The 15086-nt window shown below is 63.0% G+C and carries 8 protein-coding genes; 6 read left to right on the top strand and 2 right to left on the bottom strand.

Going from position 1 to position 15086, the window contains the following annotated elements; translation table 11 throughout:
* Positions 1 to 82 precede the first annotated feature (82 nt).
* The 4 genes from gltB to ACNAOH_RS02995 all read left to right on the top strand — a co-directional run bounded on the left by gltB (position 83) and on the right by ACNAOH_RS02995 (position 10025).
* Positions 83 to 4615, top strand: coding sequence for a glutamate synthase large subunit (gltB, locus tag ACNAOH_RS03010; RefSeq protein WP_443972032.1), 4533 nt, complete (start codon positions 83 to 85; stop codon positions 4613 to 4615).
* Between the two features lie 327 nt (positions 4616 to 4942).
* A complete protein-coding gene (locus tag ACNAOH_RS03005) occupies positions 4943 to 7249 on the top strand; it encodes a putative bifunctional diguanylate cyclase/phosphodiesterase (RefSeq protein ID WP_443971296.1) in 2307 nt (768 codons plus the stop codon).
* Positions 7250 to 7307: 58 nt separating this feature from the next.
* Entirely contained in the window at positions 7308 to 8693 is a 1386-nt protein-coding gene (locus tag ACNAOH_RS03000; protein WP_443971295.1) for a cryptochrome/photolyase family protein, read from the top strand.
* A gap of 66 nt (positions 8694 to 8759) precedes the next feature.
* A complete protein-coding gene (locus ACNAOH_RS02995; protein ID WP_443971294.1) occupies positions 8760 to 10025 on the top strand; it encodes a class I SAM-dependent methyltransferase in 1266 nt (421 codons plus the stop codon).
* On the opposite strand, the gene ACNAOH_RS02990 is transcribed toward ACNAOH_RS02995, so the two are convergent.
* Positions 10009 to 12363, bottom strand: coding sequence for a patatin-like protein (locus tag ACNAOH_RS02990; RefSeq protein ID WP_443971293.1), 2355 nt, complete (start codon positions 12361 to 12363; stop codon positions 10009 to 10011). The two genes, ACNAOH_RS02995 and ACNAOH_RS02990, sit on opposite strands and share 17 nt — an antisense overlap.
* Before the next feature lie 42 nt (positions 12364 to 12405).
* Complete coding sequence (locus ACNAOH_RS02985; protein WP_443971292.1) at positions 12406 to 13107, bottom strand: endonuclease/exonuclease/phosphatase family protein; 702 nt, start codon at positions 13105 to 13107, stop codon at positions 12406 to 12408.
* 119 nt (positions 13108 to 13226) lie between these two features.
* On the opposite strand from ACNAOH_RS02985, the gene ACNAOH_RS02980 reads away from it, so the two are divergent.
* Positions 13227 to 13667, top strand: a complete 441-nt coding sequence (locus ACNAOH_RS02980) for a host attachment family protein (RefSeq protein ID WP_443971291.1) — start codon at positions 13227 to 13229, stop codon at positions 13665 to 13667.
* A gap of 49 nt (positions 13668 to 13716) precedes the next feature.
* On the top strand, positions 13717 to 15084 hold the full coding sequence (radA, locus tag ACNAOH_RS02975; protein WP_443971290.1) for a DNA repair protein RadA: 1368 nt from the start codon (positions 13717 to 13719) through the stop codon (positions 15082 to 15084).
* Positions 15085 to 15086 lie beyond the last annotated feature (2 nt).

Below are 15086 nucleotides of genomic sequence, written 5' to 3'. Positions count from 1 at the left end.
CGAATGATGGAGCGATCCCATGGGGGTCGCCAGCGTGGATGCAGGAACAAGGGATTGGAAGGACGACGACATGAGCGAGGGCATGAGCGAAGCTGAGCACGTCGCCGAGCGCGAGCGTATCGCCCGCGAAGGCATGTACCGGCCCGATTTCGAGAGCGACGCTTGCGGTGTCGGGCTCGTCGCCGCCACGGACGGCAAGGCGTCTCGACGGGTGGTGGAAAGCGCCATCGATGCGCTCAAGGCGGTGTGGCACCGTGGCGCGGTCGATGCTGACGGCAAGACCGGTGATGGCGCGGGCATTCATGTCGATCTGCCTGTCCGCTTCTTCGATGATGCGATTGCTGGTGCAGGGCATAAGCCGCTGCCGAACCGGCTGGCTGTGGGTATGGTGTTCCTTCCCCGTACCGATCTCAGCGCGCAGGAGACCTGCCGCACGATCGTCGAGGCGGAAATCATCGAAGCCGGGTACACCATCTACGGCTGGCGTCAGGTGCCGGTCGACGTCTCGGTGATCGGCGAGAAGGCTCAGCGCACGCGGCCCGAAATCGAGCAGATCCTCATCGCTGGCCCGTTGCCGGAAGAGCAGGACATGGCGGAGTTCGAGCGCGATCTCTACTTGGTGCGCCGGCGCATCGAGAAGAAGGTCGTGGCCGCGCAGATCAATGACTTCTACGTCTGCTCACTGTCCTGCCGGTCTATCGTCTACAAGGGGCTGTTCCTCGCGGAGAGCCTGTCGGTCTTTTATCCCGATCTCACCGACGATCGTTTCGAGAGCCGGGTGGCGATCTTCCACCAGCGCTATTCGACCAACACCTTCCCGCAGTGGTGGCTTGCCCAGCCGTTCCGCAATCTTGCTCATAATGGCGAGATCAACACGATCCGCGGCAACAAGAACTGGATGAAGAGCCACGAGATCAAGATGGCGAGCCTCGCTTTCGGTGAGAATAGCGAGGACATCAAGCCAGTGATCCCGGCGGGAGCGTCTGACACCGCCGCGCTCGACGCCGTGTTCGAGGCGCTGTGCAAGGCGGGGCGGGATGCGCCCACCGCCAAGCTCATGCTTGTGCCCGAGGCCTGGCAGGCGGCGAACGACGTTCCGTTGCCTCACCGCCACATGTACGATTATCTCGCCTCCGTCATGGAGCCCTGGGATGGCCCGGCTGCACTCGCAATGACCGACGGGCGTTGGGCCGTCGCGGGCATGGATCGCAATGCACTGCGCCCGCTGCGCTACACGCTGACGGCTGATAATCTGCTCATCGTCGGCTCCGAGGCCGGCATGGTCGTGGTGCCGGAGCAAACTGTCCGCAAGAAGGGCCGGCTCGGGCCGGGCCAGATGATTGCTGTCGATCTGGATGCGGGTGAGGTGTTCGATGATCGTGCGATCAAGGATCGCATCGCGGCCGAGCGCCCCTACGCCGATTATGTGCGCGGTTTCCGCACCGCAGCCGATCTGCCCGAGCCGGAGGCCGACGCGCAGCCGCTCTGGGATCGCTCCGAGCTGGCGCGCCGTCAGATTGCCGCCAACCTCACGCTGGAGGACATGGAGCTCATCCTCGCGCCGATGGTGGAGGACGCCAAGGAAGCGATCGGCTCGATGGGGGATGACACCCCGCTTGCGGTGATTACTGACAAGCCCCGGACGATCAGCCACTTCTTCCGTCAGAACTTCAGTCAGGTCACCAATCCGCCGATCGACTCTCTGCGCGAGCGGCATGTGATGAGTTTGAAGACACGCTTCTCCAATCTCGCCAATATTCTGGACGAGGCTTCCCAGAGCAGCAACGTCCTCGTTCTTGACTCTCCGGTTCTCACATCGGCGGACTGGTCGCGGCTGAGGAGCTATTTCGGCAAGGCAGTGGCGGACATCGACTGCACCTTCTCCTCGGAAGGCGGTGCCGAAATGCTCCGGCAGGCGATTGCGCGGATCCGTGAGGAAGCGGAAAACGCGGTGCGGGCCGGCCAGACCGAGCTGTTCCTGACCGATGAGACTGTCGGCAGCGATCGTATCGGCGTGCCGATGGTCCTCGCGGCTGCGGCGGTCCACACGCATCTCGTTCGCAAGGGACTGCGCTCTTACGCGTCGATCAACGTGCGGGCGGCCGAATGTCTCGATCCGCACTATTTCGCGGTGCTGATCGGTGTCGGCGCGACGACCGTGAACGCCTATCTGGCGGAAGCGTGCATTGCAGACCGTCACGCCCGTGGCCTTTTCAACGAGCCATCGCTCGAGGTTTGCGTGTCGCGTTATCGCACGGCAGTGAACGAGGGTCTGCTCAAGATCATGAGCAAGATGGGCATCGCGGTCATTTCCAGCTATCGCGGCGGCTATAACTTCGAGGCGGTTGGCCTCTCACGCGCGCTCGTCAACGATCTCTTCCCGGGCATGCCGTCGAAGATTTCCGGCGAGGGCTATGCCTCGCTGCACTACAACGCGTGTGTGCGGCATCAGGCCGCTTATGAAAGCGCCGTGGTACGGTTGCCGATCGGCGGCTTCTATCGCCAGCGCGCCGGGGGAGAGGCCCATGCCTATTCCGCCCAGCTCATGCACTTGCTGCAGACGGCGGTCTCGACGGACAGCTACTCCACATATGTGCAGTTCTCGCGCGGCGTGCGCGATCTGCCACCGATTTACCTGCGCGATCTGCTGGAGTTCAACTATGTGAACCAGCCGGTGCCGATCGACGAGGTCGAAGCGATCACCGAGATCCGCAAGCGTTTCGTCACGCCGGGTATGTCGCTCGGCGCGCTCTCGCCTGAGGCACATGAAACGCTGGCCATTGCCATGAACAGGATCGGCGCCAAGGCCGTCTCCGGCGAGGGTGGCGAGGACAAGATCCGTTACAAGCCCTATGAAAACGGCGACAACGCCAACAGCGTCATCAAGCAGGTGGCATCAGGCCGCTTCGGCGTCACGGCGGAGTATCTCGGCGCGGCCGAGGAGCTCGAGATCAAGGTCGCGCAGGGCGCCAAGCCCGGCGAGGGTGGCCAGCTTCCCGGCTTTAAGGTGACCGAGTTCATCGCGCGCCTGCGCCACTCGACGCCGGGCGTGACGCTCATCTCGCCGCCGCCGCATCACGACATCTACTCGATCGAGGATCTGGCGCAGCTCATTTATGATCTGAAGCAGATCAATCCGCGCGCGCGGGTCTGCGTCAAGCTGGTCAGCCAGGCTGGTATCGGCACGGTTGCTGCCGGCGTTGCCAAGGCGCATGCGGACGTCATTCTTGTCTCCGGGCATGTCGGCGGCACGGGTGCATCGCCGCAGACCAGCATCAAGTTCGCCGGGCTTCCCTGGGAAATGGGTCTCGCTGAGACCAATCAGGTGCTGACGCTCAACGGCCTGCGCCACAAGGTGAAGCTGCGCACGGATGGCGGTCTCAAGACCGGCCGCGATATCGTGATCGCGGCGATCCTGGGTGCGGAGGAATATGGCATCGGTACGCTCAGCCTTGTCGCCATGGGCTGCATCATGGTCCGGCAGTGCCACAGCAATACCTGCCCGGTGGGCGTGTGCGTGCAGGACGAGCGCCTGCGCGCCAAGTTCACCGGCACTCCGGAAAAGGTCATCAATCTCATGACCTTCATTGCGGAAGAAGTGCGCGAAATTCTGGCGCGGCTCGGGTTCCGCAGCCTCGATGAAGTGGTGGGGCGCACCGAGCTGCTCAAGCAGGTCAGTCGCGGTGCCGAGCATCTCGACGATCTCGACCTCAACCCCATTCTCGCCAAGGTGGACGCGGCGGACGACAAGCGCCGCTTCAATCTGCCGACCTTCCGCAACGAAGTGCCGGACAGTCTGGACGCGCAGATCATCGCGGATGCCAAGGCCGTGTTCGAACGCGGTGAGAAGATGCAGCTGACTTATACGGTGCGGAACACCCACCGCGCTGTCGGCACGCGGCTGTCGGCGCTCGTTACCGCCAAGTTCGGCATGTCGAGCCTGGCAGATGGGCATATCCATGTCCGCCTGCGCGGTACGGCCGGCCAGTCGCTTGGCGCCTTCCTGTGCAAGGGCGTGACGCTGGAGGTTTTTGGCGACGCGAACGACTATGTCGGCAAAGGACTGTCCGGAGGCATCGTCGCAGTGCGGCCGATGGTTTCAAGCCCGCTCGAAAGCCAGAACAACACGATCGTTGGCAACACCGTTCTCTACGGCGCAACCGCAGGCAAGCTGTTTGCCGCAGGGCAGGCTGGCGAACGCTTCGCCGTGCGTAACTCGGGTGCCCAAGTTGTGGTCGAAGGGTGTGGCGCGAACGGCCTTGAATATATGACTGGCGGTGTCGCAGTCATTCTGGGCAGCGTCGGCGCGAATTTCGGCGCGGGCATGACTGGTGGCATGGCCTTTGTGTTCGATGAGCAGGGTCAGTTCCCCACCCGGGCCAATCCCGAGAGCATCCTCTGGCAGCGCGTGTCGAGCGCGCACTGGGAGGGCGTGCTGCGTGACCTGATCGAGGAGCATATCGCGCGGACGGACAGCGCGTGGGCCAAGGGGCTTATGCAGGACTGGGAGCGCAATCTGCCGCACTTCTGGCAGATCTGCCCGAAGGAAATGGTTTCCCGCCTTGCGCATCCGCTTGCCGACAATGATGACAGCTTGATCGCTGCTGCCGAGTGAGAGGGCCAACGGCCCAGTCATAGACAATGACCGAAAGGACAAAGACTTAGCTAAGCTTTTGTTCATCATCTCTGAGGTAGAGTGTTTCTGACGGCGTACCCCTGCGCCTCAGACCTTTCCTAGCGAAGATGGCCCGCTCCACGGATGTACTGGAGCGGGCTTTTTCGTGCGTTCTGGCTGGTTAGCGGGAGGGCGGCCAGCCGCGCCCCAATCCGTTGAACGCGCGCCATAAAAATGCGCAGAGCTGCGACGAAACGATCGTCTCGGAAAGGCTTGTTAACGATTGCCTTGTACGAAGGATGAACAACAATTTGAGTTTCTTACGACATGGATCAGCGGCAGCAGCCCGAACTAGGACTGGCGGGGTGGCTCCTGCGGTCGAAGGCTGATTTGCCTGCCGCAATCGAGATCCAGCTCATGAACGGGCTTTTCACGTCCGTGCCGATTTTCATGGGCGGCATCATCAACAGCATCGTCGTGGCGTCGGTCGCCATGTGGCGACAGCCTATGCTGGCGTTCCTTGTCTGGGTCCTTTTCGAGATCGCTCTTGGAGCAGGCCGGCTGACGGTCTTGCTCAAGGGTCTGCGCGCGATGAAAAGGGGCGAGGAACCGCCCCGGCGCGTAGCGACCGTGCTGGCCTGTGCCTGGGCCGCGTCGGTCGGCATTGGAACCTTCCTATGCCTGACAAGCGGCGACTGGGTGCTGGCGACGATCGCTTGCCTGTCTGCGGCGGCCATGGTCTGTGGGATTTGCCTGCGGAATTTCGGAACGCCCCGGCTCGCGGGGACGATGGTGTGTCTTGTTCTCATGCCCTGCGCCATTGCGGGCCTGCTCTCGCCTGAGCCGATCATGCCGCTCATCAGTATTCAGTTGCCGATCTACCTGCTGACGATCATCTCGGCGGCATTCTCCCTTCATGGAATGACGGTTGCCCGTATGACCGCGCTTGGAGAGCTGGAGCGCAGCGAGTCTCTCAACGAAACGATCCTCCGCGCCAGCCCGGATTACACGCTCATCCTCGATGAGGATCATTGTGTGTTCTTCTGCAACCGTCCGAACGACTCCAGCTACGCGGGCACTGCGTGTGTCGGGCAGGCATGGCTCGATCTTCTGCCCGAGCGTGATCGCCCCTTGGGTGCCCAGGTACTGGAAGAGGCAAAGGCGGGCGTTCAGGGCAACCTTACTATCCAGCATCTCGACGAGGCCGGAAACGCGCGCTGGTTCGATATTATCATCAGCCGTATCTCGGAGGAGGCCGGACGGCTGATCGTTGTCGCTCGGGACATCACCCATCAAAAGAAGTCCGAGGAAAGCGCGATTTGGATCGCGCAGCATGATGCGCTCACTGGCCTGCCCAACCGCGCCGTGCTGCAGGACCGGCTGGATGCTATGCTCGAGATCGGCGGCCAACCTGGCGGGGGCGCTCTGCTGATCGTCGACGTCGATAATTTCAAGGCAATCAATGACACGTTGGGCCACGATGCGGGAGATGCGCTTCTGTGCCGCTTCGCCAGCCAGCTTAAGGCGGCTGTGGAAGAGGGCGACATGGTCGCGCGCACGGGGGGCGACGAGTTTGCCCTGGTACTGGCTGCGCGGGCCGACCGGAAGGTGGAACGCACCGCGGCACGCATTTTCGAGCAGTTGCGCGAGCCCTTCAACTACGCCGGTCGGCTGATGGAATGCAGCGCGAGCATCGGCGCGAGCTTTATCCCGCGCGATGGCAAAGTGCGATCAGACGTGATGAAGGCGGCGGACATCGCCCTTTATGCGGCTAAGGCCGGCGGCAGAGCGACGATGAGAGTTTTCGAGCCGCAGATGATGGTCGAGGTCGAGCGGCATCAGGCGATGATCGGCGCCGCGCGCTATGCGCTGCAGAATGACGCCATCATGGCGCATTACCAGCCGAAGATTTCCCTGCGCACTTCCGCCACGATCGGTTTCGAGGCGCTGCTACGCTGGCGCGCGCGCGACGGGTCTCTTGCCGGTCCCGATCGCATTGGCGCGGCCTTCGACGATCCGGGGCTGGGCGGCCAGATCGGCGAACGGATGCTCGAAAAAGTGCTGCATGACGTGCAGAGCTGGCTCGAAGCGGGGGTGCCTTTCGGCCATGTTGCGTTGAACGTCGCCGCTGTCGATTTCCGCAGAAAGGCCTTTGCGCACACGCTCCTAGATCGTTTGCGGGAATGCCGTGTCCCTGCGGCCTGTATTCAGATCGAAGTCACGGAGACCGTGTTTCTCGGGCAGGGAGCCGAGGATGTGAGGGACGCCTTGCGGTGTCTCAGTGATAACGGAATCCGTATCGCGCTCGATGATTTCGGCACTGGCTATGCCTCGCTCTCTCACCTCAATCAGTTCCCAGTCGATATCCTCAAGATCGACAAGTCGTTCATCGGCAAGCTCGGATCGAGCCCGGATGCGGAGGCTATTTCGGCGACCGTCGTCAATCTCGGACATTGTCTGGGCCTCGAGGTCGTTGCGGAAGGCGTGGAGACGACGGCGCAGGAACGGCATCTCGTGGGAATGGGATGTGACACCGGTCAGGGCTTCCTTTACTCCCGGCCCCTCGCGGCAAACGACGTCGCGGCTTTTCTTGCGCATGAGGCAAGCATGTTGAAGTCGGCCCGCCGGGCCTGATCTTTCTCCCCATTCGTTACTGCGCGATGCGCCACCGCTCGCTAGACCAGACTGTCTGATGACCAGTCCCGTGATTCTCTGGCTTCGCCGCGATTTGCGGATCGCCGATCAGCCGGCCTTGCTTGCCGCGTGCCGCGCGGGCCCAGTCATCCCGGTCTATGTTCTCGATGATAGTTCGCCCGGTGATCGCGCCATGGGCGGGGCGTCGCGCTGGTGGCTTCATCATAGTCTCGCCACTCTTGACCGACACCTGCGGGAGAGGGGATCGCGGTTGATTCTGCGACGCGGCCGGGCAGTGGACGACATCGCGAAGCTGCACGACGAGACAGGGGCGTCTGCCGTTCATGCGCTTTGTCATTATGAGCCATGGTGGCGACGCGCGGAAGCCGAGCTCGCTGGCCGTGTCGATCTTCAGCTCCATGACGGCAACTATCTGCTGCCGCCTGGCGCGCTTCGCACCGGTTCCGGTACTCCCTATCGTATCTACACGCCGTTCATGCGCGCGCTGCTTCAGCATATGCCGCCGGCCACGCCGCAATCCGCGCCTGCGGAGATCCCGGCGCCATCTCGTTGGCCAGCTAGCGATCGGCTGGAGGATTGGGGTCTACTTCCCTCGAAGCCTGACTGGGCTGCCGGCTTCAAGGAAGAGTGGACGCCTGGTGAAGCGGGGGCCGCGGCGCGTCTTGAGGACTTCGAGGACGTGGCAGATGCCTACGCGGCCGGACGCGATCTGCCAGCAATCGAGGGGAGTTCGCGCCTCTCTCCCCATCTTCATTTCGGAGAAATCTCGCCGGCGCGGATATGGCATGCGCTCGCCGGGAAGGGTGGGCGCTCCGAAGAAGGCGTGCAGACCTTCCTCAAAGAGATTGTCTGGCGAGACTATGCCCAGAACATCATCCTCGCCATGCCGGATTATGCGACGGCCAATGGTCGCGAGACGTTCGATCGCTTGGTCTGGCGCGACGGCCGAGAGGCGAAGAGCGATATTGCCGCCTGGCGGGAAGGGCGAACCGGCTACCCGATCGTGGACGCAGGCATGCGCCAGCTCTGGGCGACCGGCTGGATGCACAATCGCGTCCGCATGATTGCCGCATCCTTCCTCATCAAGCATCTGCTCGTCGACTGGCGAGTTGGGGAGCGCTGGTTCTGGGACACGCTGGTGGACGCGGACCATGGAAATAACGCAGTCAACTGGCAGTGGGTGGCGGGCAGCGGCGTGGATTCCAACATGTTCGTCCGCATCATGGCGCCTTTGACTCAGTCAGAAAAATTCGAGGCTGCAGACTATATCCGCCAATGGGTGCCGGAACTGGCCGCCCTGCCGGACGCGGCGATCCATGATCCAGAGGCGCATAGTTGCCGTCCCGAGGCCTATCCGCCCAAGATCGTGGGGCACAAGGAAGCACGGGAACGGGCGCTCGGGGCCTACGCGCGGATCAAATAGGCCCAAGTTCGTCGGCGCTGCGACAGACGATTGTGCTGAGGGCGTTCTTGGAGCCATAAGGCGGTCATGAACGTCTCCTCGCCTCGTCTGGGATTTCGCCGAGCGGCAATCCGCAGGGCGCTGGCGCAGAGCCGGCGTTCGCTGTGGCGCTTGTTGCCGGATTGGCCGTTCGATGCCGTCCTGTCCCGCATCGACAAGGGTTTGAGGGAAGGGTCTTTGGAGGCCCACTTGCCCGATGGCACTGTGCGTCTGCTTGGCGGGCGGACACCCGGTTTCGCCTGCGTCGTCCACTTGTCCAACTGGCGGCCCTTGCTTCGCCTCGTGCGATCGGGGTCGATCGGCTGGTACGAGGGCTGGGCGGCAGGCGAGTGGCATAGCCCCGATCCTGTGCCGCTCTTTGCCCTGTTCATGGCGAACGCTCGCACGCTTGGGGGAAGCGCCAGGGCAAAGGGTATGGCCCGATTGGGCAACGTCCTCAGTCATGCGGGCCGCGGAAATACCCGGCGCGGGTCGAAGCGAAACATCGCTGAGCATTATGACCTCGGGAATGATTTTTACCGTTTGTGGCTGGATGAGACGCTGACCTATTCCAGCGCGATGCCTTCCCATCCGCGCGAGAAGCTCGAGGACGCGCAGATCCGTAAGATCGATGCCGCGCTTGATCGGCTGGCGCTTAAAGACGGCGAACGGCTGCTGGAGATTGGCTGTGGCTGGGGCGGCCTTGCTGCGCGTGCGCTGGAGCGCCACCGGATCAGCTATGTCGGGCTCACGCTTTCCACTGAGCAGCGCGAGGCAGCGATAATGAGGCTGCCCCAGAGCCCTGATGTCGAAGTCAGGCTTCAGGACTATCGCGATGTCGAGGGTCAGTTCGATGCCATTGTGAGCATCGAAATGGCGGAAGCCGTGGGGCATGGCTACTGGCCGGCATATCTTGGCGCCATCTCGCGCTTGCTGCGGCCGGGTGGACGCGCATCCATCCAATTCATCTCCATCGATCATGCGCTTTTCCCGGCCTACCGTCGGAGCGCCGACTTCATTCAGCGCTATATTTTCCCAGGCGGCTGCCTCATCGATGTGCCGACCTTTCGTACCATCGCGCAGAGTCAGGGACTCGAGTGGGGTGCGGATAGCCACAGCTTTGGCCATGATTATGCCTGGACCCTGCGGAGTTGGCGTAAGCGCTTCGATGCCGTCGTTGAATCCGGTGCGCTGCCGCCGCGGTTCGACGAGCGGTTCGTCAATCTCTGGCGCTATTATCTCATGTATTGCGAAGGCGGGTTTCTCGGGCGGGGTATCGACGTGATGCAGGTGACGCTCACGAAGCCGGCCTGATCGCCTTCACTTCCTCGCGCAGATCGGCAATCAAGGAAGACATCCGCTTGAGGCGGGGTTCCTCTTCATCGAGGATCGCCAAAAAGATGCGACGCTTATATTCTGCGGCGACCTTGGTTTCCTCCGGCAGGGTAGAGAGCAGAATATCGATCAGGCGGTCGGCGCCATGCAGGCGACCCCAGAGGTAATCATTCTCCCGATACGCCCTGCTGAAGAAGGCGCCGAAGCAGTTGAACTCGATGCCGCGCAGCGTTGCCGCAGCGCCCCCGGACCGGATCGCGGAAGCATCATCCGGTGAGATGCGATCGACCCGGATCGGATCATATTCGTCCAGCCCTTCGCCCTGAAGAATCGGCAAAGTCGCTATATCGTAAAAAGGGTAACCAAGATAACCGCGCAGCAACACGCGTCGTTCCTCTGTGGGCAAGGCAACGAGCGCCTCGCTAAGCGCCGCGTCCGTTTCCTCGTCCAGGTCGTCGAGACTGCGCGCTGAAGCGATCGTCGCCAAGGCTGTTGCCGCGTCGCTCAATGAGGCGACGGGGAGGTCCGGAACTGTGGCTACAATCCACGCGGGCATCTGACGGTCGGCATAGCGGGTGATTGCCGAATAGAGCATCTCCCGCATTGCCGCTCGTGCTTCGTTCGTGGCGGGACCACCATCGTCAGGCACGTCGTTCTGCCCCGCATCGACCATAAGACGCGTGAGAAAACGCAGACGACGGATCCTGAACTCGATATCATGTTGCCGATAGAAAGTGATGAGATCGGCCGAGGCCGCGTCGCGACCGCTATTCGTCACCTGGTCGATCCTGCGTGCCCGCACTTCCGCCCATAGGCTTTGGCGCTGCGCTTCTCGCTGAGCGACGCTGTTGTGCCCTTTCAGATCGGAGACGGTCGCCGCCAGGGTCTCCACGATTCCCGAGAGCTTGAGATGGGCGTAGGCCGGATAGGCGAAGCCTGCGGCCTTCACAGCTTTGCCGTGCAGACGCGCGCGCCAGCTTGCGAGGCGCCGTGCGGTGGGACGCGTCAAGAACAGCGTGCGACCCATGGTTCGCTCGACCGTCTGTTCGATGTCTGGCCGCAGCGCTTCGACAATGTGCTGCATCCGGCGAATCCGGCGGGAGCGCTCGGCAATGGTCTCCAGATTATCGCGGATCGGCTGCTCGCGCGGAATGTCGCTCACGGCACCGAAGATGGTGCGGAAAAAGCCGGGGAGGGGCGGCAGTTCGCCCGGTTCCGCAGGTGCAGGCGATGTCAGGCGGAAATTGCGGCTTGAGGGCGTCGGTTCGATATAGACGAAGCGCCGATCGACCGGGCGCCGGGCCGGTCGATCCTTGAGAGCGGCAATCGCCTGCGCGAAGGGTGCGTTGGCCAGCACCGAACCATCGATGAGCACGACATCCTCGACGTCGCGCGCCGCGTGTCGGCGCGAGAGAATCCGCGCAAGAAAGCGCTCCCGGGAAGGCCATGCCTGCCCCCGCCGATCCAAAACCCGATCCAGCTCCCGCGCCGTGAACGGGGGGAAGGCGCCAGGAAAACTTGCCGTGGCCCGCGCCGCAAACGCAAGCTCGGCTGTCTCCGCGAGCATGCGGGGCCGAAAGCCACGCGCCTTGAAACCGATGGTGAGGCGGTGCTCTGTCTCGATGACTTCCGGTGGGCTGTTGAGTGCCAGCGCTTCTTCATGACCGCTAAAGTCGGTCACGGTCACGAACAGATCGAGCGGATGCCCATCGGGCAGGAGCGGCTTTCCCGCTGGCGCCGCCGCCATTGCATCGAACGCATCGAGCAGCAGCCCGGAAAAGCCCTCTCCGCCGAACGGAGGGGCGAACCATCTTGCCCGCACGAGATTCGAGAGCTTGCGGCGCACTTCCTCGCGCGTTTCGGGCGCAACGGTACGTTCCACGGTGTCGCCGCGTCGGCGCATCAGCAGCCATAGCAGCGGCGCGGCCCAGAATTTGGTGAAGCGGGAGAGGGGGCGCGCGTCCGGGTCGAGCAGCGTGTCGGCATCGGCCGACTTCAACCAGAGCTCGGTGAGCGGGTCGAGCGATTGGCCGCTCTCCAGCGCATGGGCGAGGAAAACACCGTTTATGCCCCCGGCGCTTGCGCCCGAGATGATATCCGGCACGACGCGGAGCTTGAGGTTCAAGCGGCGCTGTGCGTCCGCCAAAATCTGCTGATAAATCGCGCCACTCGATGACGGCGCGAGCGGCTCGTTATCGAGCTGTGCCCGACTCGCCTGAGCCAGGTGCCAGATTTCCTTTGTGACGCCGTGCATATAGACGGCGAGACTCACGCCGCCATAGCAGATCAGCGCCAGCCGCAGTTCCTTCTCCCGCATCTCGTTAGGCAGGATGCGCGGGCGCGAACAGGATGTCGAGGCTCAATCCGAGAAATCGAACGATGCCCAGATGGGCAGATGGTCCGAGGCACGGCGAGAGACGATGCTCGCATGCACGCCACACTCGGCGATAGACAGCTTTCCCTGCCACATGATGCGATCGAGCGCGGCAAGCGGCCGGCCCGCATGATAGGAGCGACCGCACGGAGCAATCGTGAACGCACGCTCGAAGTCCCGCAGGCAGCCGCCCTGGCTCCATTCGTTGAGATCGCCCATGGCAAGGACAGCGTCCGCGGCCATCGTCGAGTCAAGCGAGAGGTGATGCAGAATCGCGGCCGCCTGCCGCCGGCGCCACAGGCCGGAAAGGTCGAGATGCATGCCGATCAGGCGGATATCATACCCCTTGTGCCGGACGAGAGCCGTGACTGCGCCGCGCGGCTCGATGCAAGGCAGGTGGATGATGTCTCGCTCGACGAGCTCGATGCCACGCCTCACCAAGAGCGCATTGCCGTGCCAGCCCATGCTCTCTGTCCGGAGGGAGAGTGGGACGGCGGTGTAGTCGCTATGAGCTTCCAGCATCCGCTCGGGCAGGATGGCGTGGCGAATGCCGAAGCGGCGATCCGCTTCTTGAAGCGCGATGACGTCCGCGTCGATTTCGTTGAGGACCTCGATGATCCGTTCGGGCTTGCGCCGCCGGTCGGTGCCGATGGCCTTACGGATGTTGTAGCTTGCGACCTTGAGCATCTGTCTCCTCATCTCTGCCTTGCTAACGCTCCGCAAGCCCGATTTGGCGCAATCGCGCAACTTCGTCGCCATTTGCCACGTTATGTCGCTGTAACTGCTGCCAACATGAGGAGAGAGCGATGCAGATCGAAACGGACGCGCTGGTCATGGTGCTGGATGGCCGCAAGATGTTGATGCTCCGCAATCATGGCGACGCGACCTATCCGAACCTCAAGGTCGAGACTGTCGAGGAACGGGATAATCCAGCCGACCGCGATCAGGGAACCGACCGTCCCGGACGTGCGCACTCGTCGGTGGGAGCGGCGCGAAGCGCCATGGAAGAAGTGGACTTCCACCAACAAGAGGAAGATCGCTTCGCGGCGGATGCTGCCGCGCTTCTTCGCGAGCGTGCGCTGGCGAATGAATATGAGAGCTTGATCGTCGTCGCACCGGCCAACACGTTGGGCGAACTGCGCAAGCATTATCATAAGGAAGTGGAGCGCCGCCTTTCCGGCGAACTGGCCAAGGATCTCGCCAGCCACCCCATTTCCGAGATCGAGGAAATCCTTCTCGCGAACTAACCCTCCGACACCACTGGCGTTCGCTGTTCGTTCCGTCTATTGATGCGGAATGGTGAAGGTCAAAAAGCGGTTTGTCTGCCAGTCCTGCGGGTCCGTAGCGAGCCGCTGGCAGGGGCAATGCGACGATTGTGGAGAATGGAACACTCTGGTGGAGGAGGCAGGTGCCACTGCCTTCTCCGCCAAGCATGATTTGCAGACGGGCGGGCGATCGATTTCGCTCATCGGCCTTGATAGCGAGATTGCGCTCCCGCCCCGTCTCACCACGAGCATCGCAGAGTTCGACCGGGCGCTCGGCGGTGGCCTGGTCGCCGGCTCCGCAACGCTCATCGGCGGCGATCCCGGCATCGGCAAATCCACGCTGCTGCTTCAGGCGGCGGCCCTTATTGCCTCTTCGGGCAAGCGCGTGGTTTATATCAGCGGAGAGGAAGCTGCGGATCAGGTGCGGCTACGGGCAAAGCGGCTGGGCTTGGGGAACGCCCCGGTCGCGCTGGCGAGCGCCACCTCCGTCCGGGACATATTGACGACCCTGGGGAATGGGCGCGCGCCGGACCTGCTGGTGATCGATTCGATCCAAACCATGCACAGCGATCTCATAGAGGGCGCGCCGGGTACGGTCAGTCAGGTGCGCGCCAGCGCGCAGGAACTCATTCGCTTCGCCAAGCAGGGCGGAACTGCCCTGATCCTCGTCGGCCATGTGACCAAGGACGGATCGCTCGCCGGTCCGCGTGTGCTGGAGCACATGGTCGATACCGTCCTGGCATTCGAAGGCGAGCGGAGCCACCAGTACCGGATTCTTCGCGCCACCAAGAACCGGTTCGGGGGCACGGACGAGATCGGCGTGTTCACCATGGGGGAAGAGGGGCTTGCGGAAGTCGGCAATCCCTCCGCGCTGTTTCTTGGCTCACGTGATGAAGCTATCGCGGGAACATCGGTCTTTCCGGCGCTGGAAGGCACCCGGCCTGTGCTGGTGGAAATTCAGGCGCTGACCGTTCGGCTGGCGAGCGGCGCCACGCCGCGCCGTGCCGTCGTTGGGTGGGACAGTGGCCGGCTTGCGATGATCCTCGCGGTGCTCGAGGCCCGCTGCGGACTGAGCTTCGCCTCGTGCGAGGTCTATCTGAATGTCGCTGGCGGCTATCGCCTGCAGGATCCTGCTGCTGATCTAGCGGTCGCGGGCGCGCTGATTTCTGCCCTCTCGGAGCGGCCGATGCCGACCGATGCCGTCCTTATGGGCGAGATTGCGCTGTCAGGCGAGATCCGACCCGTCGCCCACGCCGCTTTGCGCCTGCGTGAGGCCGCCAAGCTGGGCTTTTCGAGCGGACTCGTACCGCGCGGCTGCACGGACGCGCCGGGCGGTATTTCGGTGCGGCGTTTCGGTTCTCTCGCGCAGTTTGTTGACCACAGCCTTGGGCGAGACTAGCC

The organism is Sphingobium sp. CR28 (genome assembly GCF_052327305.1).
In the GTDB taxonomy this organism is placed as follows: Bacteria; Pseudomonadota; Alphaproteobacteria; order Sphingomonadales; family Sphingomonadaceae; genus Sphingobium.
This window is presented reverse-complemented; position numbering and strand designations above follow the sequence as displayed.